This is a genomic window from Streptomyces monashensis (assembly GCF_001866665.1).
Lineage (GTDB): Bacteria > Actinomycetota > Actinomycetes > Streptomycetales > Streptomycetaceae > Streptomyces > Streptomyces monashensis.
In genome coordinates this window covers 1-22,794 of sequence record NZ_MLYO01000026.1, presented here as the reverse complement: position 1 = coordinate 22,794, position 22,794 = coordinate 1, and the positions used below count along the sequence as shown (strand labels likewise).

Annotated in this window: 20 protein-coding genes and 1 pseudogene; 4 read left to right on the top strand and 17 right to left on the bottom strand. The window is 71.1% G+C overall.

All coding sequences use genetic code 11. From position 1 onward, the window contains the following. Window position 1: 1 nt before the first annotated feature. The 3 genes from BIV23_RS16145 to BIV23_RS16135 all read right to left on the bottom strand — a co-directional run bounded on the left by BIV23_RS16145 (window position 2) and on the right by BIV23_RS16135 (window position 4,403). Window positions 2–1,327 (bottom strand): ABC transporter substrate-binding protein, encoded by a 1,326-nt coding sequence (locus BIV23_RS16145; RefSeq protein WP_071381546.1) that lies wholly within the window; start codon window positions 1,325–1,327, stop codon window positions 2–4. 39 nt (window positions 1,328–1,366) lie between these two features. Beyond that, on the bottom strand, window positions 1,367–2,977 hold the full coding sequence (locus tag BIV23_RS16140; RefSeq protein ID WP_177239912.1) for a glycoside hydrolase family 13 protein: 1,611 nt from the start codon (window positions 2,975–2,977) through the stop codon (window positions 1,367–1,369). Window positions 2,978–3,131: 154 nt separating this feature from the next. Further along, window positions 3,132–4,403, bottom strand: a complete 1,272-nt coding sequence (locus BIV23_RS16135; RefSeq protein WP_071381544.1) for an ABC transporter substrate-binding protein — start codon at window positions 4,401–4,403, stop codon at window positions 3,132–3,134. Between the two features lie 132 nt (window positions 4,404–4,535). Here BIV23_RS16135 and BIV23_RS16130 point away from each other — a divergent pair, with 132 nt between their 5' ends. From BIV23_RS16130 to BIV23_RS16120, 3 genes are read left to right on the top strand one after another with little or no spacing between them, the layout of a single operon-like run. Then, window positions 4,536–5,042 (top strand): PadR family transcriptional regulator, encoded by a 507-nt coding sequence (locus BIV23_RS16130; RefSeq protein WP_071381543.1) that lies wholly within the window; start codon window positions 4,536–4,538, stop codon window positions 5,040–5,042. Further along, complete coding sequence (locus BIV23_RS16125) at window positions 5,039–5,788, top strand: ABC transporter ATP-binding protein (protein ID WP_071381542.1); 750 nt, start codon at window positions 5,039–5,041, stop codon at window positions 5,786–5,788. Before BIV23_RS16130 ends, BIV23_RS16125 begins: the two co-directional genes overlap by 4 nt. Before the next feature lie 19 nt (window positions 5,789–5,807). After that, window positions 5,808–8,090 (top strand): FtsX-like permease family protein, encoded by a 2,283-nt coding sequence (locus BIV23_RS16120; RefSeq protein WP_071381667.1) that lies wholly within the window; start codon window positions 5,808–5,810, stop codon window positions 8,088–8,090. 91 nt (window positions 8,091–8,181) lie between these two features. On the opposite strand, the gene pgi is transcribed toward BIV23_RS16120, so the two are convergent. The 13 genes and pseudogenes from pgi to BIV23_RS51875 all read right to left on the bottom strand — a co-directional run bounded on the left by pgi (window position 8,182) and on the right by BIV23_RS51875 (window position 20,804). After that, complete coding sequence (gene pgi / locus BIV23_RS16115) at window positions 8,182–9,834, bottom strand: glucose-6-phosphate isomerase (RefSeq protein ID WP_071381541.1); 1,653 nt, start codon at window positions 9,832–9,834, stop codon at window positions 8,182–8,184. Between the two features lie 225 nt (window positions 9,835–10,059). Further along, on the bottom strand, window positions 10,060–10,395 hold the full coding sequence (locus BIV23_RS16110; protein WP_003957010.1) for an RNA polymerase-binding protein RbpA: 336 nt from the start codon (window positions 10,393–10,395) through the stop codon (window positions 10,060–10,062). Between the two features lie 227 nt (window positions 10,396–10,622). Beyond that, window positions 10,623–10,859: a preprotein translocase subunit SecG gene (gene secG, locus BIV23_RS16105; RefSeq protein WP_079173197.1), complete on the bottom strand. Its 237-nt coding sequence runs from the start codon at window positions 10,857–10,859 to the stop codon at window positions 10,623–10,625. Between the two features lie 122 nt (window positions 10,860–10,981). After that, window positions 10,982–11,758: a triose-phosphate isomerase gene (tpiA, locus tag BIV23_RS16100; RefSeq protein ID WP_071381540.1), complete on the bottom strand. Its 777-nt coding sequence runs from the start codon at window positions 11,756–11,758 to the stop codon at window positions 10,982–10,984. Between the two features lie 6 nt (window positions 11,759–11,764). Next, a complete protein-coding gene (locus tag BIV23_RS16095) occupies window positions 11,765–12,976 on the bottom strand; it encodes a phosphoglycerate kinase (RefSeq protein WP_071381539.1) in 1,212 nt (403 codons plus the stop codon). 134 nt (window positions 12,977–13,110) lie between these two features. Continuing rightward, window positions 13,111–14,118, bottom strand: a complete 1,008-nt coding sequence (gene gap / locus BIV23_RS16090) for a type I glyceraldehyde-3-phosphate dehydrogenase (RefSeq protein WP_071381538.1) — start codon at window positions 14,116–14,118, stop codon at window positions 13,111–13,113. A 353-nt stretch (window positions 14,119–14,471) separates the two neighbouring features. Next, window positions 14,472–14,957 (bottom strand): annotated as a pseudogene (locus BIV23_RS16085) (zinc carboxypeptidase); the annotation flags it as partial. A gap of 269 nt (window positions 14,958–15,226) precedes the next feature. Further along, window positions 15,227–16,216 carry a DNA-binding protein WhiA gene (gene whiA, locus BIV23_RS16080; protein WP_071381536.1) on the bottom strand — a complete coding sequence of 330 codons (990 nt, stop codon included), beginning with the start codon at window positions 16,214–16,216 and terminating at the stop codon, window positions 15,227–15,229. Then, window positions 16,207–17,274 carry a gluconeogenesis factor YvcK family protein gene (locus tag BIV23_RS16075; protein ID WP_071370848.1) on the bottom strand — a complete coding sequence of 356 codons (1,068 nt, stop codon included), beginning with the start codon at window positions 17,272–17,274 and terminating at the stop codon, window positions 16,207–16,209. Before BIV23_RS16075 ends, whiA begins: the two co-directional genes overlap by 10 nt. Continuing rightward, the gene (gene rapZ, locus BIV23_RS16070; protein ID WP_071381535.1) at window positions 17,271–18,290 is read right to left on the bottom strand and encodes an RNase adapter RapZ; all 1,020 of its coding nucleotides are present in this window, start codon (window positions 18,288–18,290) and stop codon (window positions 17,271–17,273) included. The genes BIV23_RS16075 and rapZ overlap by 4 nt, the downstream gene beginning before the upstream one ends. Continuing rightward, complete coding sequence (gene uvrC / locus BIV23_RS16065; protein ID WP_071381534.1) at window positions 18,287–20,371, bottom strand: excinuclease ABC subunit UvrC; 2,085 nt, start codon at window positions 20,369–20,371, stop codon at window positions 18,287–18,289. The genes rapZ and uvrC overlap by 4 nt, the downstream gene beginning before the upstream one ends. Before the next feature lie 68 nt (window positions 20,372–20,439). Then, window positions 20,440–20,589, bottom strand: coding sequence for a hypothetical protein (locus tag BIV23_RS51880; protein WP_245790547.1), 150 nt, complete (start codon window positions 20,587–20,589; stop codon window positions 20,440–20,442). Further along, a complete protein-coding gene (locus BIV23_RS51875) occupies window positions 20,586–20,804 on the bottom strand; it encodes a hypothetical protein (protein ID WP_107471181.1) in 219 nt (72 codons plus the stop codon). The genes BIV23_RS51880 and BIV23_RS51875 overlap by 4 nt, the downstream gene beginning before the upstream one ends. Before the next feature lie 284 nt (window positions 20,805–21,088). Between BIV23_RS51875 and BIV23_RS16055 the strand changes: the two genes are divergently transcribed. Further along, complete coding sequence (locus tag BIV23_RS16055) at window positions 21,089–22,036, top strand: hypothetical protein (RefSeq protein WP_071381533.1); 948 nt, start codon at window positions 21,089–21,091, stop codon at window positions 22,034–22,036. Window positions 22,037–22,144: 108 nt separating this feature from the next. Here the strand turns inward: BIV23_RS16055 and BIV23_RS16050 are convergent, their stop codons facing one another. Further along, window positions 22,145–22,570 (bottom strand): Rieske (2Fe-2S) protein, encoded by a 426-nt coding sequence (locus BIV23_RS16050; protein WP_071381532.1) that lies wholly within the window; start codon window positions 22,568–22,570, stop codon window positions 22,145–22,147. Window positions 22,571–22,794 lie beyond the last annotated feature (224 nt).

Sequence of the window (22,794 nt, the reverse complement as noted above, 5' to 3'; positions counted from 1 at the left end):
CTCAGTTCCCGTAGGCCTTGGCCGCGGCGGACTCCAGTTGGGCCGCGGTCGCCTTCGGGTCCGAGGGGTCGCGCAGGAAGTCCTGGAGCAGCTTCCACTCCCCCGCGCCCTTGGTGCCGCCGAAGGCGGCGGGGGCCTGGTCGGACATGTCGAAGCGGACCGAGTCGCCCGCGCCGACGAGGGACGTGGCGGTGGCGCGGGTGACGTCGTCGGCGTACGCGGCGAGGTCGAGCTTCCTGTTCGGGGACAGGAAGCCGCCCGCCTTCGCCCAGACGGCGGCCGCCTCGGGGGTGGCGAGGTACTCCAGGAGCTTCATGCCGGCCGTGACGTTCTTGCCGTCCTTGAGGACGACCGCCGCGTCACCGCCGCTGACGACCGGTGCCGGGCCGCCGTCGACCGCGGGGAAGGGGAAGAAGTCCGCGTCCTTGCCGATGGTCCTGCCGAACTGGTCGTGGGCGACGCCGGCCACGAAGTCGCCCTCGTAGACCATGCCGGCCTCGGGCTTGGGTCCGAACACCTTCTCCACCGAGCCGGGGAAGTCCGTGTTCAGGGCCTCCTTCTGGCCGCCCGCGACGAGCTGCTTGTCCTTGAAGAGCTTGCCGAGGGTGGTGAGCGCCCTGACGACGGAGGGGTCGGTCCACTTGAGCTTGTGGGCGGCGAGGGCGTCGTACTTCTGGGGTCCGGCCTGGGAGAGGTAGACGTTCTCGAACCAGTCGGTGAGGGTCCAGCCGTCCTCCCCGCCGACGGCGAAGGCGGCGAGCCCGGAGTCGGAGATCGTGTGCCCGTCCTTGAGCATCTCGTCGTACGTCTTCGGCGGCTTGATCCCGGCCTGGGCGAGCGCATCGGGGCTGTACCAGACGGTGGACTTGTGGGCGGCCTTGAAGTAGAGGCCGTACAGGGTGCCGCCGACGCTGCCGTAGTTCTGCCACACGGGCGCGTAGTCGGCGGTGATCGTCTGCCGGGCCGTCGGCGACAGCGGCTTGAGCCAGCCCTTCTTGGCGAACTGCTGGAGCACGCCGACCTGCGGGACCATCACGACGTCGGGTGCGTCGCCGCCCTCGATCTTGCTGCCGACGACGGTGGAGACGTTGTCGCCGGTGGAGACGAACTGGGTCTTGGCGCCGGTCTTCGCGGTGAACGCGTCCAGCACCTTCTGGAAGTTCTTCTGCTCGGCTCCGGACCAGACACCGGCCACGGTGACGGTCTGGCCGCTGAGCGCCTTGTCACCGCCGCCGGCCGCGACCGGTCCGCCGCCGCAGGCGGTGGCGCCGAGCGCGAGGGCGAGGGCGGTGCAGCTCGTGAGCAGGGTCGTACGTCGTCGCATCATCGCTGACGGGCCTTTCGTGCGGGGAAGTCGGTGGAGGATCTAGAGGTCGTTCAGCCACCAGGCGGCCGTGGAGCCGGGCAGGACGCCGGGCGGGCAGGGGCCGCTGGACAGCAGGGGGGTGCCGGAGACCGGCGCGGGCACGGGGGCGGTGGTGAAGTTGACGGCGCACACGAGGTCGTCGCCGCGGGCGAAGGCGAGGACGCCGGGCGGGGTGTCCAGCCAGCGCAGCGTTCCCTCGCCCAACTGGGGCAGCGATCGCCGCAGTTGGAGGCCGTCTCGGTACAGGTGCCAGAAGGAGCGGGTGTCGGCGAGGGCGCGGTCGGTGGCGTAGGCGGCGAAGTAGTCCGGCTGCGGCAGCCAGGGCTTGGCGGACTCGGCGCCGGAGGTGAAGCCGAACGGCGAGGCCTGCCCGGACCAGGGCAGCGGCACCCGGCATCCGTCGCGGATGCGGGCCCGGCTGCCGGTGCGGCGGAAGATCGGGTCGGTGAGGACGTCGTCGGGCAGGTCGACGACCTCGGGCAGGCCCAGTTCCTCGCCCTGGTAGATGTACGCGGCTCCGGGCAGCGCCAGCATCAGCAGCGCGGCGGCGCGGGCGCGGGCGGCGCCGAGGCCGCTTCCCCCGGTGGCGGGTTCGCCGTAGCGGGTGACGGTGCGGACCTGGTCGTGGTTGTTGAGGACCCAGGTGACCGTGGAGCCGGTGCCGGCGATGTCCTGCATGGCCTCGGAGACGACCTTGCGGAAGGCGTCGGCGTCCCAGGGGGCGCTGAGCAGGTCGAAGAAGAAGGCCTGGTGGAGTTCGTCGGGGCGGACGTACAGGGCGTGTTCGCGGGCGGTGGGCACGGAGACCTCGCCGACGAGGAGGCGTTCGCGGCCGTCGCGGGCGGTGTACTCCTCGCATGTCGCGCGCCACTGCCGCCACACCTCGTGCACCTCGGGCTGGTTCCAGGCGAGCGGGTTGACCGAGTCGCGGGTGCGGGCGTCGGCCTCGGGATCGTCGGAGTCGGGCAGTGCGGGGTGCTTGAACAGGCCGGCGGCGACGTCGATGCGGAAGCCGTCCACCCCCCGGTCGAGCCAGAAGCGCAGGGTCCGGTCGAACTCGGCGGGGATCTCGGGGCTGCGCCAGTTCCAGTCCGGCTGTTCGGGCGTGAACATGTGCAGGTACCACTGGCCGTCGCCGACTCTGGTCCAGGCGGGGCCGCCGAACATGGCGTGCCAGTTGTTGGGCGGCTCGGCGCCGTCCGGGCCGCGGCCGTCGGCGAAGTGGAAGCGGGCGCGGGCCGGGCCGCCGGGCGCGTCGCCCAGTGCCTCGCGGAACCAGGGGTGCTCGCTGGAGCAGTGGTTCGGGACGATGTCGAGGAGCACCTTGATGCCGAGCCGGCGGGCGGCCGTCATCAGCAGGTCGAACTCGGCGAGGTCGCCGAAGATAGGGTCGACACCGCGGTAGTCGGCCACGTCGTAGCCGTGGTCGTGCTGCGGCGAGGGATAGAACGGGCTCAGCCAGATGCCGTCGACGCCGAGCTTCTTCAGGTACGGCAGCCCCGCGCGGACCCCGGCGAGATCGCCGATGCCGTCGCCGGTGCTGTCCAGAAAGCTGCGGACGTAGACCTGGTAGATCACCGCGTCACGCCACCAGCCGTACTTACTCAACATGCATGCATGTTAGGTAGGTGCGTCGCGAAGGTGTCAACGAAAAGAACGGAAACTACTGGGCAGTTGGGGGTTCAAATGCGGATGGAATGGGACATCACACTTCGATTCGAGACGTCCGCGTTACCTAACAAGTAACTAGCGAGATCGTCGGGAGCTACCGACGGGCGATGGCGTCGAGTTCGCGGGCCAGTCGGCGCACGGCCTGCTCGGGCGTCTCGCGTCCGGTCAGGGCGCCGTACACCACCGCCTGCACCACCAGGCTGACCTGGTCGTAGTGCGCGCTCTTGGGGCGCGGCGCGGCGGTGAGCACGGCGGTGCGCAGCGTCGGCAGATAGGGGAACTGCCGGATCAGCGCGGGGTCCTGGTACAGCGCGGCGCGTACGGGCGGCAGCGCGCCCCGGACGAGCACCTGGCGCTGGACCCGCGCGCTGGTGAGGTAGGCGATCAGGCGCGCGGCGGAATCGGGGTGCCGGGCATGGGAGTTGACCGCGAGGTTGGAGCCGCCGAGGACACTGGTCCCGGGCCCGTCGGGGCCGGGCAGGGGTACGGCGCCGATCTTCCCGGCGACCCTGGAGCCCTTGGCGGAGGCGACGGCATAGGCGTAGGGCCAGTTGCGCAGGAAGAGCAGCCGGCCGTCCTGGAAGGCCTGCTTGGACTCCTCCTCCTTCCAGGTCAGCGCCGCCTTCGGGATCCAGCCCTCGCGGACGCCGCGGGCGAGGAAGCCGATGCCCTCGCGGGCGGCGGCCGAGTCGACGGTGACCCGGGTGCCCTCGTCGCCGAGGATGGTGCCGCCCGCCGAGTACACGGCCTCGGCCGCGTTGACCGTGAGGCCCTCGTAGGGCAGGAACTGGCCCGCGTAGCCGCCGAGTCCGTACTGCGGCGCGACGGTCTTCGCGTCGCGCTCCAGCTCGGCCCAGGTGCGCGGCGGCGGCACGCCCGCCTTGGCGAGGACGTCCTTGCGGTACAGCAGGAGTCCGGCGTTCGTGACGTACGGGACCGCGTACAGCCGCCCCGCGTAGGTGGCCGTGTTCACGACCGGCGGCAGGAAGCTCCTCAGCGGGAAGCGGTCCGGGGGCAGCGGGCGGATCCAGCCGGCCGCAGCGAACTCCGAGGTCCAGTTGACGTCGATGTTGAGGACGTCGAAGCGGCTGCGGTCGCCGCCGCGCAGATCGGTCGTCATCTGCGCATGGGTCTCGTCCGCGGAGTCCGGCAGCTCGACGAGGGTGACCTTCTCGCCGGGGTGGGTGCGGTTCCAGCCCTGGAGCAGCGGGCCGAGATAGTTCGTGAGGTCGCCGGCGGTGGCCAGGGTGAGCGGGCCGCGCCCGGCGTCCGCGCCCTCCTCGGCGCGAGCGCCGGAGGTGACGTACCCGGCCGTGATCATGGCGAGAACGAGGAGGCCCCTACCGGCGGCGCGTATCCACCGCATAGGTTCCTCCTTGAACACGTACGCACGGCTCCGGGCACCCTCGCCCCGGGAGTCAGAGGCCATGTATACCTGTTAGGTATGGGCGATACTAGGGCCTGGAGCACATTGTGAGCAGACAGGAGGACAGCACGAGTGCGCCTTGCCCTCCTGGCACTCCTCGCCCGTGGCCCCGCCCACGGCTACGAGCTGAAGCAGGACCTTGAGCAACTGCTGGGCTCCGCGTACCCTCAGCCCAACGTCGGCCAGATCTACGTCACCCTCGGCCGCCTGGAGAAGTCCGGGCTGATCGAGGGCGAGGACGTCGAGCAGTCCAGCCGGCCCAACAAGAAGGTCTACCACCTCACCGACGCCGGGCGGGAGGCGCTGCACGTCTGGTTCGAGGAGACCGAGGACGAGCCGCGGGTGCGGGACGAGTTCTTCATGAAGCTCGCCCTCGCCCCGCAGACCGGTCTCGCCGACCAGATCACCCTCATCAACAAGCAGCGGCGCCAGTACCTCACCACCATGCGCAGTCTGTCGAAGCTGGCCGCGGCCGAGAACCGGGACAACCGAATCGCCCAGTTGCTGATCGAGGGCGCGATGCTGCATCTGCAGGCCGACCTCGACTGGCTGGAGCGGTGCCAGGAGGAACTGGAATGAGCGAGGACAGTGTTCCGGTGCTCCGTGCCGAGGGCCTGGTCAAGACCCACCACGGCGAGGGCGCGCCCGCGCACGCCGTCCGCGGGGTCGATCTGAGCGTGGCCCGGGGCGAGTTCGTGGCGATCACCGGTCCGTCCGGCGCCGGGAAGTCGACACTGCTGCACCTGCTGGGCGGGCTCCAGCGGCCGGACGAGGGCAGCATCTGGCTGGACGGGCGGTGCACGGACTCGTTCGGCGAGGCGCGCTGGGCGGTGGAACGCCGCAAGGCCATCGGGATCGTCTTCCAGTTCTTCAACCTGGTCTCGAACCTGTCCGTCGCCGACAACGTCGAACTGCCCGCCCTGCTGGCCGGTGCCTCGCCGAAGCAGGCCCGCGCCGAGCGCGAGGCGCTGCTGGCCGAGCTGGGCCTCGCGGGCAAGGAGCGCGGAATGCCGGGCGAGCTGTCCGGCGGTGAGCAGCAGCGGGTCGCCCTCGCCCGGGCCCTGGTCAACCATCCCCCGCTGCTGCTGGCCGACGAGCCCGCGGGCAGCCTGGACAGCAAGGGCACCCGCGAGGTGATGCGGCTGCTGTCCCGCTTCCACGCGCGCGGCCAGACCATCGTGCTGGTCACGCATGACGCCCGGCTGGCGAGCGCAGCGGACCGGGTGATCAGTTTCTTCGACGGCCGGATAGCGGACGATGCCGCGCTGGACGGTGCGCCGCCGCGCCGCGCCGGCATCTCCGGCGTGCTGGAGCTGAAGGACTGACGTGCTGGATCTCAGGGACGTGCGGGCCACCCTGCGCTGGGCACACTCCGATCTGCGCAGGCATCGCGGCGAGGCGCTGTTCCTCGTGCTGGCCACCGCCGGCATCGTCGCCTCGCTGCTGCTGGCCGCCGCCCTGTTCGGCTACGCGACCAACCCCTGGCAGCGGACCTTCGCCGAGACGCGCGGGGCACATGTGTGGATCCACACCGCGTCGTCCGCGGACACCGGCAGGCTCGCCCGGCTGGACGGCGTCGCGTCCGTCGCCGGCCCCTACCGCACCGAGTCCGTCACCGTCGCCTCGCGCGGCACCCGCGCCTCCGTGGAGCTGCGCGGCACCGCACGGCTGCCCTCCGTCGGCCGGCCGCTGCTCACCGCCGGACACTGGCTGGACCCGGCCGAGCCGGACGGCGTGGTGCTGGAGAGCGGCCTCGCCCGTGCCCTGCTGGCCGAGCCCGGAGACACCCTCACGCTGCCCGGCACCCCGCGCACCCTCACCGTCGAGGGCGTCGCCGACAGTGCCGAGCCGTCCTACAGCCCCGGCGAGCAGCCGGGCCTGGTCTGGGCCCTGCCCGCCGCACTGCGGACACCCGGCGGCCAGGTCATCGGGTTGCGGCTCGCCGATCCGGCCGACACGGACTACGCGGTGCAGCGCGCCGTCACCGCGCTGGGCGCGGGCGCGGTCGGCGAGGTCTCCACCTGGCAGCAGGCCCGCGCCGCGGCACAGGGTGACAACCGCCTGCTCGGGCAGGTGCTCGGCCTGTTCGGACTCGGCGCGCTGATCGCCGCCGGACTCGCCGTGCACGGGGCGATCGCCACCCGGATCCGCGGCCATCTGCGCGACCTGTCGGTGCTGAAGGCGATCGGCTTCACGCCCGGCCAGGTCGTCCGGATCTTCCTGCTCCAGCACCTCGCCTACGCCCTGCTCGGCGCCGTGGCCGCCGCCGCCCTCACCCAGACGCTGGGCAGCCGGATCCCCGGGCGGCTCGGCGACGCCGTGGGCGTGTGGCAGGGGCTGCCGGGGCACACCATGGCGCTGTTGGCGGTGCCCGTCGGCGCGGTGCTGTTCATCGGCCTGACCACGGGCCTCGCGGCCTGGCGGGCCGGCCGGGTGCCGCCGGTCCCGGTGCCGCGCCCGGCTGTGTCGGCGGGCGGCCGGCTCACCGGCCCGGCCCGGCGGGCGCTCGGCACGCGGCTGCCGGCCGCGCTGGTCCTCGGCTGTCACAAGCTGCTGACGGGGCGCGGACGGTCGTTGACCGGCGTCGCCCGGCTCACCCTGCCGTTGCTGCTGATCGTGGTGGCGCTCAGCGCGTGGACCACGCTCGACCGCTTCCACACCGACCCGGCCCGGGTCGGTCTGCCCACCTCGCTCACGGTCCGCACGGACGGCGCACCGGCACCGGCGGACCTGCACTCCCTGCTGGCCGGGGACTCCCGCGTCGCCGCCGTGTATCCGGGGGTCGAACTGGCCGCGCTGGTACCCGGGCAGACCGCGACCATCGCCCTGCGCGGCCTCGGCACCGACGCCCGGCCCTACCCCTGCGCCCTCGCCGAGGGCCGGGCCGCGCACGGACCGGACGAGGCGGTGGCCGGGCAGGGGCTGCTGGACCTGCTGCACGCGCGGGTCGGCGACTGGGTACGGATGACGGTCGGCGACCGGCCGCAGATCCTGCACATCGTCGGCCGCAGCATCGAACCGCAGAACGCCGGCCGGGTCGTGACGGCCTCCCTGGACACCCTCCGCGAGAACGACCCGCAGCTCGCCCCGGCCTTCTACGAGCTGCGGCTGCGCCCGGGCGCCGACCCGCACCGGGTGGCCGCCGCGCTCACCACCGCCGGCCGGGGCCACCTGGACGTGCACGCCGTGACCAACCCGGCCGACGGACTGTCCCCGCTGCGCGCGGTCGTCGCCGGCCTGATCGCCGTGCTCGCCCTCATCGGGCTGGTGGAACTGCTCACCGCGATCGGCGGCAGCGTGCGCGAGGGCGAACGGGACGTGCTCGCCTTCAAGGCGATCGGCATGTCCCCACGGCAGATCACCGCGATCACCGTCACGGCCACGAGCGCCACGGCCCTGGCCGCGACGCTCACCGCCACGGTCCTCGGCCTGCCCCTGGCCCACCGGCTCATCGACGCCCAGGGCGCATCCAGCGGAATCGGCGCGGGAATCGCCCGCTCCCCCTCCCCCGGACTGCTTCTCGCGCTCGGCACGGCCACCGTCCTGGGAGCAGCCGGACTCGCCACGATCCCCGCCGCCCGCGCAGCACGCAAACGCCTCGCGGACACCCTGAGCGCGGCGGCCTGACCCCGGCGCCCGTGCCTGCCGGGCGGGGCGGGACGGGAAGCAGCCGCACTCCCCGCCACCCGCGCGGTACCGGGGCAGTTGTGCGTGCCGGTCAGCCGCGGCCGCGCAGGGCGCGGTACTTGGCGACCAGGGCCTTGGTCGAGGCGTCCAGGCCGGGTACCTCCGCGCCCTCGGTCAGTGCCGGTTCCACCCGCTTGGCAAGGACCTTGCCCAGCTCGACGCCCCACTGGTCGAAGGAGTCGATGTTCCACACCGCGCCCTGCACGAAGACCTTGTGCTCGTAGAGGGCGACGAGCTGGCCGAGGACGGACGGGGTGAGTTCCCTGGCCAGGATGGTCGTGGTCGGCCGGTTGCCCTGGAAGGTCTTGTGCGCGACCAGTTCCTCGGCCACCCCCTCCGCGCGGACCTCCTCGGCGGTCTTGCCGAAGGCGAGGGCCTGGGTCTGGGCGAAGAAGTTGGCCATCAACAGGTCGTGCTGCGCCCGGAGTTCACCGCTCAGCTCGGCCACCGGCTCGGCGAAGCCGATGAAGTCCGCCGGGATCAGCTTGGTGCCCTGGTGGATCAACTGGTAGTAGGCGTGCTGCCCGTTGGTGCCCGGCGTGCCCCACACCACCGGCCCCGTCTGCCACTCCACCTCCTTGCCGTCGCGCGCCACGTACTTGCCGTTGGACTCCATGTCCAACTGCTGGAGATACGCGGTGAACCGGGAGAGGTAGTGGCTGTAGGGCAGGACGGCATGCGACTGGGCGTCGTGGAAGTTGTCGTACCAGATGCCCAGCAGGCCGAGCAGCAGCGGGACGTTGGTCTCGGCGGGGGCGGTGCGGAAGTGCTCGTCGACCAGCCGGAAGCCGTCGAGCATCTCACGGAAGCGGTCCGGGCCGATCGCGATCATCAGGGACAGTCCGATCGCGGAGTCGTACGAGTAGCGGCCGCCGACCCAGTCCCAGAACTCGAACATGTTGGCCGTGTCGATGCCGAACTCGGCGACCTTCTCGGCGTTGGTCGACAGCGCGACGAAGTGCTTGGCCACCGCCGAGTCGTCACCGAGGGCGTCCACCAGCCAGCCGCGGGCGGAGGTGGCGTTGGTGATCGTCTCGATCGTGGTGAAGGTCTTGGAGGCGATGATGAACAGCGTCTCGGCGGGGTCGAGGTCGCGGGTGGCCTCGTGCAGGTCGGCGCCGTCCACGTTGGAGACGAAGCGGACCGTGAGGTCACGGTCGGTGAAGCTGCGGAGCACCTCGTACGCCATCGCCGGGCCGAGATCGGAGCCGCCGATACCGACATTGACCACGTTCTTGATGCGCTTGCCGGTGTGACCGGTCCACGCACCGGAGCGGACGCGGTCGGCGAAGTCGCTCATCTTGTCGAGGACGGCGTGCACCTTGGGGACGACGTTCTCGCCGTCGACCTCGATCACGGCGTCGCGCGGGGCGCGCAGCGCGGTGTGCAGCACGGCGCGGTCCTCGGTGACGTTGATCTTCTCGCCGCGGAACATGGCGTCCCGCAGGCCGAAGACGTCCGTGGCGTCGGCCAGCTCGCGCAGCAGCCGCAGCGTCTCGTCGGTGACCAGGTGCTTGGAGTAGTCGACGTACAGGTCGCCGACCTGGAGCGTGTATCCCGCACCGCGCCCGGGTTCGGCGGCGAACAGCTCCCTGAGATGAGTGTCGGCCAGCTCTTCCCGGTGCTTGGCGAGAGCCGTCCACTCGGGCGTCTGGTTGAGCCTGGTCCGGCCGTCTGCGTTCATTTCCGACCTCAGCCTTCTTTCCTGCACCTGTCGCGTCCCAACCTAGTTGATCAGGACATGGGACGAGCGGACACAACGCTGTCCGCACGGTCAACAACAGGTACGTCCGTACGACGCTCCGGTGCCGGAACCGCGTACGGACGGCGCGGGAGGAGGCAGAGCTGGAGGCAGCGGCTCCGGCCCGGCACCAGTGGGTGCCCGGCCGGTCGCGATGCTCAGGGGCCCCTAGATCTCGCCGCGCAGCTTGGCGAGCGCCTCGGCGAGGATCGCCTCGCCGTCCGCGTCGCTGCGCCGCTCCCGCACATAGGCGAGGTGCGTCTTGTAGGGCTCGGTGCGCGGCGGGTCCGGCGGGTTGTCCCGGTCCTGGCCGGCGGGGAAGCCGCAGCGCGGGCAGTCCCAAGTGTCGGGAACCTGCGCGTCGCTGGCGAAGCTCGGCTGCGTCTCGTGCCCGTTGGAGCACCAGAAGGAGATGCGCAGACGGGGCGCGGACTCGCCACGCTCGGCCTCGCCCATCGGCCCCGCCCCGACCCGGCTTCCTCGGATCGCGTTGCCACTTGCCACGGTCGTAACTCCCTGCGTCATGGTGCCGCGAAGCGAGTCGGCGTTCCGCTTCGCTGCGAGCGCCTCAGTCTACGTAAGGCCCAACGCGCGTCCAGTGATTGGAGTTACAAGCCCCCACACCAAGACGCAAGCCCCATGATAGGCCGCGCCCAGGAGCGCGTACCGAACATGGGGCCTTACCCGCCGAATAGGCGTGATGTGTGTGCTGTGCGCGGCGTGCGGAAGCGTCAGCTGTTCGACTTCATCAGCATGCCGAGGACGATGATGCACGCGAACCAACACAGGCCGACCACGATGGTGATCCGGTCGAGGTTGCGCTCGGCGACCGAGGAGCCGCCGACGGAGGACTGCATGCCGCCACCGAACATGTCGGAGAGGCCGCCGCCCTTCCCCTTGTGCATCAGCACCAGCAGCATCAGCAGCAGGCTGAAGACGATCAGGGCGATCGAGAACCCCAAAACCACGGCTGGACCAACTTCCTCGGATACGGATGGACGACTTCGGAGGGACGACGGGGGCACAGCACACCGGCTGTGCCCCCGCAAGGGTACGACGTATCGCCGCTACCGCCTACTCACAGCGTGTATCACTGATCGCGGAAGCGCACGATCTTGACGAACTCGTCGGCGTCCAGCGAGGCACCACCGACCAGGGCGCCGTCGATGTCGGCCTGCGCCATGATCTCGGCGACGTTGCCCGACTTCACGGAACCGCCGTACTGGATGCGGATCTTGTCGGCCACGTCCTGCGTGTAGAGCTCGGCGAGCTTGGCACGGATGGCGGCGCAGACCTCCTGCGCGTCCTGCGAGCCGCAGACCTTGCCGGTGCCGATGGCCCACACGGGCTCGTAGGCGACCACGATCGTCTCGGCCTGCTCGGCCGGGACGTCCTTCAGACCGCCCTCCAGCTGGGAGAGGGTGTGGGAGACGTGGTCGCCCGCCTCGCGGACGTCCAGCTCCTCGCCGATGCACAGGATCGGGGTGAGGCCGTGCTTGTAGGCGGCCTTGACCTTGGCGTTGACGACCTCGTCGGTCTCGTCGTGGTACTGGCGGCGCTCGGAGTGGCCGATGGCCACGTACGTGCACTTCAGCTTGGACAGCATCGGGCCGGAGATCTCGCCGGTGTAGGCACCGGAGTCGTGCCGCGAGATGTCCTGGGCGCCGTACTTGATCTTGAGCTTGTCGCCGTCGACCAGAGTCTGCACGGAGCGCAGGTCGGTGAACGGCGGCAGGACGGCGACCTCGACGGCCTCGTAGTCCTTGTCGGCCAGGGCGAAGGCGAGCTTCTGGACGTGCGCGATGGCCTCGAGGTGGTTGAGGTTCATCTTCCAGTTGCCCGCCATCAGCGGCGTGCGGGTGGTCATACGGGGTCAGTCCTCCAGTGCGGCGAGGCCGGGGAGCGTCTTGCCCTCGAGGTATTCGAGGGAGGCGCCGCCACCGGTCGAGATGTGGCCGAACGCGTTCTCGTCGAAGCCGAGCGTACGCACGGCCGCGGCGGAGTCACCGCCGCCGACGACGGTGAAGCCCTTGGACTCGACGAGGGCCTGGGCGACCGCCTTGGTGCCCTCGGCGTAGTCGGGGTGCTCGAAGACGCCCATGGGGCCGTTCCAGAAGACGGTGGCCGCGTCGGCGAGCTTCGAGGCGTACAGCTTGCGGGTCTTCGGACCGATGTCCAGGCCCTCCTGGTCGGCGGGGATGGCGTCCGCGGCGACCGTGGTGGGGTTGGCCGGGGCCTTCGTCTTCAGGTCCGGGAACTCCGGCGAGACGAGGACGTCGACGGGGAGCACCAGCTCGACGCCGTTCTTCTCGGCGCGCTCCATGTACTCCTTGACGGCCGGGATCTGGTCCTCCTGGAGGAGGGAGATGCCGACCTCGTGGCCCTTGGCCTTGAGGAAGGTGTAGGCCATGCCGCCGCCGATGAGCAGGCGGTCGGCCTTGCCGAGCAGCTCGTCGATGACGGCGAGCTTGTCGGAGACCTTGGCGCCGCCGAGCGCGACGACGTAGGGCCGCTCGACGTCCTCGGTGAGCTTCTTCAGGACGCCGACCTCGGTGCTGATGAGGTGGCCGGCGTAGTGCGGCAGCTTCTTCGGCAGGTCGTAGACCGAGGCGTGCTGACGGTGCACGGCACCGAAACCGTCACCGACGTAGACGTCGGCGAGGGCGGCCAGCCGGTCCGCGAAGGCGTCGCGCTCGGCGTCGTCCTTGGACGTCTCGCCGGGGTTGAAGCGCAGGTTCTCGATGACCGCGACCTGGCCGGGCTGGAGGCCGTCGACCGCGTCGTGGGCGGCGGGGCCGACGGTGTCCTGGGCGAAGGCGACCGGGGCGCCGAGCAGCTCGCCGAGGCGCTCGGCGGCGGGCAGCAGCGAGAAAGCGGGATCCGGGGCGCCCTTGGGCCGGCCCAGGTGCGAGGCGACGACCACCTTGGCGCCGGCCTCGGCAAGGGCCTTGATGGTGGGCAGGACGGCTCGGATACGGCCGTCGTCGGTGATGGTCGCGCCGTCCAGCGGCACGTTGAGGTCGGCGCGGACGAAGACCCGCTTGCCGCTCACGCCGGCGGCGAGAAGTTCGTCGATCGTCTTCATTGAGTGGACTCCAAAGGAGGGCTCGTGGTGCACCTGATCGTAAAAGGACGTGGTCCGGGCGCAGAACAGGGCCCGGACAGCGCGTCCCTGCGCTGCCCGAGCCCTGCTCTCACTTCAAGATCCTGCTTCGACGATCAGAGCTGGTTGCCGACGAAGACCGTGAGGTCGACGAGGCGGTTGGAGTAGCCCCACTCGTTGTCGTACCAGCCGATGACCTTCACGTTCTTGCCCTCCTGGACCATGGTCAGGGAGGAGTCGAAGGTGCAGGACGCGGGGGCGTTGACGATGTCGGAGGAGACGATCGGGTCCTCGGTGTAGTCGAGGAGGCCCTTCAGCTCGCCCTCGGCGGCCTTCTGGAAGGCGGCGTTGACCTCTTCCTTGGTGACCTCGCGGCCGAGCTCGACGACCAGGTCGGTGACCGAGCCGGTCGGCACCGGGACGCGCATGGCGATGCCGTCCAGCTTGCCCTTGAGCTGCGGGAGCACCAGGGCGGTGGCCTTGGCGGCACCGGTGGTGGTCGGGATGATGTTCTCGGCGGCGGCACGGGCGCGGCGCAGGTCCTTGTGCGGGAAGTCCAGGATGCGCTGGTCGTTCGTGTACGCGTGCACCGTGGTCATCAGACCCTTGACGATGCCGAAGTTCTCGTCGAGGACCTTCGCCATCGGGGCCACACAGTTGGTGGTGCAGGAGGCGTTGGAGATGACGTGGTGGTTCGCCGGGTCGTACTTGTCCTGGTTGACGCCCATCACGATGGTGATGTCCTCATCCTTGGCCGGGGCCGAGATGAGGACCTTCTTCGCGCCACCGGCGATGTGCTTGGCGGCGTCTTCCTTCTTGGTGAAGATGCCGGTCGACTCGATGACGATGTCGACGCCCAGCTCGCCCCAGGGGATGTCGGCCGGGTTGCGCTCGGAGAGCACCTTGATGGTGTGGCCGTCCACGGTGATGGTGTCGGCGGTGTGGGAGACCTCTGCCTTGAGGCGGCCCAGGATCGTGTCGTACTTGAGCAGGTGCGCGGTGGTCGCCGTGTCACCCAGGTCGTTGACAGCCACAACCTCGATGTCGGCACCCTGCTCCAGCAGCGCGCGGAAGTAGTTACGACCGATGCGGCCGAAGCCGTTGATGCCTACGCGGATCGTCACGAACCGATCTCCTCGTTGGTACGCCGGCCATGCGGTGCCGGCGAGCTCTGTTTGGGATGTCCCCGACCACCACCGACCCTACCTCCCTGCGGGCCCCTCGGTGACATCGAGATGGCCCATACACGGGCAGGCGTTCCGTACCCGCCAGTAGGGGTACGGACCGCCTCGGATCGACTGCGGTTTCGCCCGTATTTGATACGGAATGCCGGGCGGTTTTTACTCCTACTTCACTCGTTCGTGAGCGGGTCGGCTCACTTGATCAGTGCCCACGAGGGTCACGTTTACGCACCGTTGAGAGGGCTCCCGCTCACCTGTTGGAACAAGGAGAGCGGGATCTGTCAACGTGGTGGCCCTCACGCCCCGAGCGCGGCGAACGCGTTCCCGAGCAGCGCCGCCCGGCCGGCCGCCGACGGCACCTGCTCCAGCCCGAAACCGAGCAGCACGGTGTCGTCCGTGGTGACCGCCGCGTACGTCCGGAACAGCGCCCCGGTGCGCGTCCGGTCCTTCCGTACGGCCGGGCTGCCGGCGGGCGGTCCGGCCGCGCGCCAGGCGCCCAGCGACGTCTCGCTCGTCCTCGGTGGTGCGGCGAAGGAGGCCGCGAGGGTCAGATGGCGGGTGAGCCACGGATGCCCGCCGATCAGGAACCCCTGCCCGCTGTACGCCGTTGCGGCCGTCGTCGTGGCACTCCCGGCCTCCGCCGGTGTGGTCCAGTCGTCGGCGCCCGCAGTGTGCGCCTCGATCACCGCGTGGTCGTAGCCGGGCTCGGTGTCCCACAGCAGCCGGGCGCTCAGGACAGGCTTGTCGGCGGGTGACATCGGCGTGGAAGACCTTGCTCTCGTCGAGGCCGGGCTTCGGTGAACTCCCGCTCTGTGCCTGGGCGATGGGTGCGAGGCTCGCTCCGCCGATCAGGAGCGCGCCGACAGCGAGAACCGATCTCGCTCTGTGCCTCATGCCCCCCTCGCGGTGGTCCGCGACGGTCCGCCACTACGGCCAACCGCTCATGGCACTCGACCCGGGCGGGGCGATTTCGTGCGGGCGAGCGGGGGTGAAAAAACCGGTGCCGGGGTCTCGACTGGAGCCCGGCACCGGTGTGTTGAGCGTGCGCCGGTCAGCCGGCCAGGTTGTCCGCCAGCTCCTCGCTGAGGTTGGCCTCCGTGCTCGGGATGCCCAGATCGGCGGCGCGCTTGTCGGCCATCGCCAGCAGACGGCGGATCCGGCCCGCGACCGCGTCCTTGGTCAGCGGCGGATCGGCGAGCGCGCCCAACTCCTCCAGCGAGGCCTGCTTGTGCTCCATGCGCAGCCGCCCGGCGGCCGCGAGGTGCTCGGGCACCTCGTCGCCGAGGATCTCCAGCGCCCGCTGCACCCGGGCACCGGCGGCCACGGCGGCGCGGGCCGAACGGCGCAGGTTGGCGTCGTCGAAGTTGGCGAGGCGGTTGGCCGTGGCCCGCACCTCGCGGCGCATCCGGCGCTCCTCCCAGGCGAGCACCGACTCGTGCGCACCGAGCCGGGTCAGCAGCGCGCCGATCGCGTCCCCGTCACGGACGACCACCCGGTCCACGCCCCGCACCTCACGGGCCTTCGCGGCGATCGACAGCCGGCGGGCGGCGCCGACCAGCGCGAGCGCGGCCTCCGGACCCGGGCAGGTGACCTCCAGGGAGGAGGAGCGGCCGGGCTCGGTCAGCGAGCCGTGCGCCAGGAAGGCCCCGCGCCAGGCCGCCTCCGCGTCACAGGTGGCCCCGGAGACCACCTGCGGTGGAAGCCCCCGGATCGGGCGGCCCCGGCCGTCGACCAGACCGGTCTGGCGGGCCAGCTGGTCACCGCCCGCGACCACCCGTACGACATAGCGCGAGCCGCGGCGCAGTCCGCCGGGCGCCATCACGATCAGCTCGGAGCTGTGGCCGAAGATCTCCAGGATGTCCCGCTTGAGACGGCGGGCCGCCATCGCGGTGTCCAGCTCCGCCTCGATCACGATGCGCCCGCTCACCAGGTGAAGGCCGCCGGCGAACCGCAGAATGGCGGAGACCTCCGCCTTCCTGCAACAGGTCCGGGTGACGGGGAGCCGGGAGATCTCGTCCTTCACCGCTGCCGTCATCGCCATGGGCCGATCCTTCCATGCATCCGAAAAATACGGTCGTACGCGGCGGCCAACAGCTCCGGGTCGTGCCGCGGTGAACCGTCGGTCCGGGCCACGGGCGCCAGCTCGACCGCGGCCCCCAGCCGCTTCGCGGCTTCGGTGAGCGAGTCGCGGTCGGGTACGGCGGCCTCGTCGGCCAGCACCACGTCCAGGGCGAGTTTAGGGGCGTGTCGCCCCAAAACCTCCAAATGACGCTGCGGGGAGAAGCCCTCGGTTTCTCCCGGCTGCGGGGCGAGGTTCAAGGAGAGCACCTTGCGCGCCTTGGTCTCGGTGAGGGCGTCCAGCAGCTCGGGGACCAGCAGATGCGGGATGACCGAGGAGAACCAGGAACCGGGGCCGAGCACCACCCAGTCGGCGTCCCGGACCGCCGCCACGGCCTCGGGCACGGCGGGCGGGTCGTGCGGAACGACGTGCACCGACTGCACCTCCCCGGGCGTGAGCGCGACCGTCGCCTGCCCGCGCACGGTGTCCACGTCGTCCGGGCGCTCCGGGTCGTGCCCCTTGACCAGGGCCTGGAGCTCCAGTGGCACGGCCGACATGGGCAGCACGCGGCCGTGCGCGCCGAGCAGCTTGCCGACCAGGTCCAGGGCCTGCACATGGTCGCCAAGCTGCTCCCACAGGGCGACGATCAGCAGATTGCCGACCGCGTGCTCGTGCAGGTCGCCCTTGGACTGGAAGCGGTGCTGGATGACCCGGGCCCAGGTCTGGCCCCAGTCGTCGTCACCGCAGAGCGCGGCCAGCGCCTTGCGCAGATCGCCGGGCGGGAGCACGCCCAGCTCGTCACGGAGCCGGCCGCTGGAACCGCCGTCGTCGGCCACGGTGACGACGGCGGTGAGGTCGCCGGTGATCCGGCGCAGTGCGGCGAGCGAGGCGGACAGGCCCATGCCGCCGCCGAGCGCGACGACCTTGGGCTGGGCGCCCCGGCGGCGGGGCCGGGCGCCGCGGGCCTCGGCCGGGCGCCCGGCGCGCGACTCGGGCACCATCCGGCGCAGTCTGCTCAGCCGCGGTGTACGTTCCGTCATTCCCGTCCCATGTCCCGGTGCACGATCACCGTCTCCACGCCCTCGGCCGCGAGGCGCGCGGCGAGCTTCTCCGACATCGCCACCGAGCGGTGCTTACCGCCGGTACAGCCGATGGCGATGGTCACATACCGCTTGCCCTCGCGCCGGTAGCCGGCCGCGATGAGGCGCAGCAGCTCGGCGTAGCGGTCGAGGAACTCCTTGGCGCCGGGCTGGTTGAAGACATAGGCGGCGACCTCCTCGTTGAGGCCCGAGTACGGACGCAGCTCCGGGACCCAGTGCGGGTTGGGCAGGAACCGCATGTCCGCGACCAGGTCGGCGTCGACCGGCAGACCGTACTTGAAGCCGAACGACATGACGGTGGCCCGCAGCTCGGGCTCCTCCTCGCCGGCGAACTGGGCGTCCATCTTGGCGCGCAGCTCGTGCACGTTGAGGCTGGAGGTGTCGATCACCAGGTCGGCGTCCCCGCGCAGCTCGCGCAGCAGCTCGCGCTCGGCGGCGATACCGTCCACGATGCGGCCGTCACCCTGGAGCGGATGCGGGCGGCGCACCGACTCGAAGCGGCGCACCAACGCCTCGTCCGAGGACTCCAGGAACACGATGCGCCGGGTGACGCCCCGGGTGTCCAGGTCGGCGAGGGACTCGCGCAAGTTGTCGAAGAAGCGCCGGCCGCGCACGTCCACGACGACCGCGATCCGCGCCACGTTGCCCTGCGAGCGGGCGCCCAGCTCCACCATGGTGGGGATGAGGGCGGGCGGGAGGTTGTCCACGACGAACCAGCCGAGGTCCTCCAGACACTTCGCGGCCGTCGACCGGCCCGCTCCGGACATGCCGGAGATGATCACCAGTTCGGGAATGGCCGCTTCGGGGGCCACGGCCGCCGTGACGTCCGTACTCACCTGTACTCCGTTTTCCTGGGCCGCGTGCTGATCGCCCACCGCGGGCTGTGGCCGGTCCTGGCCCGCTTCCTCGTGCGACCGATCTCGCTCGGCCGTGGGGTGTGTCTCGTGCTCGGTCATGTCTCCTGCCCCCGTCGTTCGTCCGGGAGACCCGCGATCGCGGGCTCCCCCGAGGAACCGCCCGTCGTGTCGGGTTCCTCGTCTTCAATGATCTCTCCGGTCGCCGTGTTCACGGCGGGTGCGGCCGGGGCCGCCCGGGCGAGGGCCGCGGCGATGGTCTCGGCCGTCTTCCGGCCTATCCCGGGCACCTCCTGGATCTGTTCGATTGTGGCGGACCGGAGCTTCTTCACCGAGCCGAAATGCTTGATGAGCGCCTGTTTGCGGGTTTCGCCGAGGCCGGGCACGTCGTCCAGGGGGCCGGCGCGGAAGCGCTTGGACCGCTTGACGCGCTGGTAGGTGATCGCGAAGCGGTGGGCCTCGTCCCGTACGCGCTGAAGGAGGTAGAGGCCCTCGCTGGTGCGCGGCAGCACCACCGGGTCGTCCTCGCCCGGCACCCAGACCTCCTCCAATCGCTTGGCGAGGCCGCAGACGGCGATGTCGTCGATCCCCAGCTCGTCCAGGGCGCGCCGGGCCGCCGCGACCTGCGGCTGGCCACCGTCGACGACGACGAGCTGCGGCGGGTAGGCGAACTTCTTGGGCCGGCCCTCGTCGTCCTTGAGGGAGTCGGTGATCTCGTCCGTGCCGGTGAGGAGGGGACCTTCGGCGGCCGCGTCCTCGCCGTCGGACCACTCCCCCGTCTTCTCCTTCTCGGCGAGGTAGCGCCGGAAACGCCGGCTGATCACCTCGTGCATGGAGCGGACGTCGTCCTGGCCCGCGAAGCCCTTGATCTGGAAGCGGCGGTACTCGCTCTTGCGCTGGAGGCCGTCCTCGAAGACGACCATGGAGGCGACCACGTCGTCCCCCTGGAGGTGCGAGATGTCGTAGCACTCGATCCGGAGCGGGGCGCTGTCCAGATCGAGGGCCTCGGCGATCTCCTCCAGGGCACGCGAGCGTGTGGTCAGGTCGGAGGCACGCTTGGTCTTGTGCAGTGCCAGAGCCTGCTGGGCGTTGCGCTGCACGGTCTCCATGAGCGCCTTCTTGTCGCCCCGCTGCGGGATGCGCAGCGACACGTTCGAGTCGCGGCGGCCGGTCAGCCACTCCTGGACCGGTGCGACCGGCTCGGGCAGCGCCGGGACCAGGACCTCCCTGGGGACCGCGTCCCCGCTCTCCTCGCCGTACAGCTGCTGGAGCGCGTGCTCGACGAGGGCTGCGGTGGTGACGTCCTCGACCTTGTCGGTCACCCAGCCGCGCTGGCCGCGCACCCGGCCCCCGCGGACGTGGAAGATCTGGACGGCCGCCTCCAGCTCGTCCTCCGCGACGGCGACGAGGTCGGCGTCGGTCGCGTCGGCGAGCACGACCGCGCTCTTCTCCATGGCCTTCTTCAGGGCCTCGATGTCGTCGCGCAGCCGGGCGGCCCGCTCGTACTCCATCTCCTCGGCCGCCGTCATCATCTGCTTCTCCAGGCGGCGGAGGTACGTGCCCGTGCGGCCCGCCATGAAGTCGCAGAACTCCTCGGCCAGCTCCCGGTGCTCCTCGGGGCTGATCCGGTCGACACAGGGTGCCGAGCACTTGCCGATGTAGCCGAGCAGGCAGGGCCGGCCGGTGCGGGCGGCGTTCTTGAAGACTCCGGCCGAGCAGGTACGCACCGGGAAGACGCGCAGCAGCAGGTCGACGGTGTCCCGGATGGCCCACGCGTGCCCGTAGGGCCCGAAGTACCGCACGCCCTTCTTCTTGTGACCGCGCATCACCTGCACGCGCGGGAACTCCTCGTTCATCGTCACCGCGAGGTACGGATAGCTCTTGTCGTCGCGGTACTTGACGTTGAACCGGGGGTCGTACTCCTTGATCCAGGAGTACTCCAGCTGGAGCGCCTCCACCTCCGTGGACACCACGGTCCACTCCACGGACGCGGCGGTGGTCACCATCGTCCGGGTGCGCGGGTGCAGGTTCGCCAGGTCCTGGAAGTAGTTCGCCAGGCGCTGGCGCAGGCTTTTCGCCTTTCCGACGTAGATCACCCGGCGGTGCTCGTCACGGAACCTGTACACCCCCGGAGAGTCCGGGATCTCACCCGGCCTGGGGCGGTAGCTGGAGGGGTCGGCCATGTCTCACACCCTACTGGCGAGCGCCGACACCGCGTCGGGGCTGTGGACAACGTCCGCACCCGCGCCGTTCACCCGTCCCGGCACCATCCCGCGTAGGCCGGGGGTGCACCGGCGCCGATCACCTGCCGGACGATCCGGAGCGCCTCGTCGAGCGGCACGGTGTCCACGTCGGGATACGTGTCGCACTGCCCGTTCGCGAGCCGGAATCCCCCGCTCACACCCCCGGCCCGGGGGTAACCGCGTGCCCGCCCGGACCGCCGTCCGCGTCGAGGAGCATCACCACCGCGCGCTCGGTGTCGGTCAGCAGGCGTCCGGCGGAACCGGTGAACCAGGCTCCGAGACACCCCGCTGCGATCCCGCACCGCAGCCCGGCGACCGCCTCCAGCGGAGTCACAGCGGTGTCGTCACCGGCGAACGCCCAGGTCTCCGCCACACGCCGATCGTCCCATGCCGCGGCGGGCACCGGCACGACCTGGGGTGCGTCGGTTCCGGGCGCCGGGCCACGGTCCGGCCGGGTGGGGCCATGGCGGGTTCGAGGTGTTGTCGGGGCCTGGTCAACACGCTTCAATGCGGGGGAACTCGGGGCCGGGCACGCCCGCACAACGGGATGCGGCGTGCGCAGTCAGGGGCGTTCACAGCGCCCACGGGGGGTGGTCCCGCAACCAGCGCAGACGGCCCGACCAGCCGTAGCGACACCTCACAGAAAGGCGCCTCGGCATGCGGCATGCCACCGAGCACGCGGACGTCCTCACCACGGAACTGGACATGGTCCTTCGGGGCGGCCCCTTCCATGCGGCGCTGCGCGCCGCCATCGCCGCACGTGGGCTGCCGCTCCAGCGCGTCCAGCACCATCTGTCCCGCCACGGGGTCAAGGTCGGTGTGACCAGCCTGAGTTACTGGCAGCAGGGTGCCCGCCGCCCGCAGCGCCCCGAGTCACTGCGGGCCGTGCGCGCGTTGGAGGAGATCCTCCAGCTGCCGGACGAATCATTGATCCGGCTGCTCGCCGACAGCCACGAGCACACGGTGTCGGGCCGCCCCGGGGTCCGCTCCTACCGCTCCCTGATCGAGGCCTCGGACGTCCTCGACCGGCTCCGGGCCGGCCTCGGCTGGTCCGCCGACGGCGGACTGCACACGCTCGGCCATCACGAATACGTCCGGATCGGCGCCCGGCGCGAACTGGCGGGCCGCGAGGCCCAGCACATCGTGCGGGCCCACCATGACGGCGTCGACCGCTTCCTCGCCGTGCACCACGGCGACCCCGGCTGCCGCCCGCAGGACATCAGTGTGCGGGCCCTGGAGAACTGCCGCACGGGACGCGTCCGCTGGGACCAGGACGCCGGTCTGCTGGTGGCCGAGCTGCTCTTCGGTACCCGGCTGCGTTGCGGCGACACCTTCCTCTTCCGGTACGGCATCGAGGACGGCACGGCCGGGACCTCCCGTGAACACCTCCACCGGTTCTGCTCCCCCGGCGGCCAGTACGCGCTCCAGGTGCGCTTCGACACGGCCGCGCTCCCGGCGCGCTGCCACCGCTTCACCCAGCCCTCGGCGGCGGCCCCCCGCAGCGGCCGACAGGAACTGCCGGTCACCGGACCGCACCACTGCGTCCACGTGGTCGAGCCACGGATCCGGCCGGGCATCGTCGGCATCGCCTGGGACTGGGAGTGAAGTCCCCTACGCCGTAGGCCTGTTGGCCGCCGCAGGTCCGTTGGCCGCCGTAGGGCTATCGTCCGCTGACGGCAGTCAGGACGGTGGGAGTCGGTGTTCGGCTTCCGGTCAGGCGCCCGGGCCGGCGACGATCCTGCCGTTGGTGGTCTTCACCGACAGCTCGGCGAGGGGCTCGGTGGCCGGCTGCTGGACCACCTTGCCGGTCGTGGCGTCGAACTCGCTGCCGTGGCAGGGGCAGATCAAGGTCGTCCCCTGGAGCTTGTTGATGGGGCACCCAGCGTGCGTGCAGATCGTGCTGTACGCCTTCAACGTGCCGTTCTTGTCACGGCTGACGACCACGTTGTGATCCCGGTAGAGCTTGGCGGCGCCCTGGGCGACCTCGCTCTCGGCACCGAGGTCGACGGGCGCGGTCGGGGTGTCCGCCGCCGAGGCACCGCCCGGTGCCGAGCAGGCGGCCAGGCCGAGCCCGGCGACCGGGGCCACGGCGGCCCCTCGAAGGACGGTACGACGGCTCGCGGACGATCGGGCGGGCATCTGGAACTCCACGGGTGAAGGGCTGGGCAGGGCGACCATACCCGGGCAAGGGGGTCGGTTCTGCGGCAGGGGTGGTGCCCCGGAGGGACGGAGGGGGCGGCCGAGAGCGGGACAAGGAGCGCGAAAGCGGGGAGGAGCGGGGTGGGAAGGAGCAGAGGGGCCGCCGGAGAGAGGGAGCGGGCGTGAGGGAAGGGCGGTGAGGGGCAGGCGTGTGGGGGCGGGGC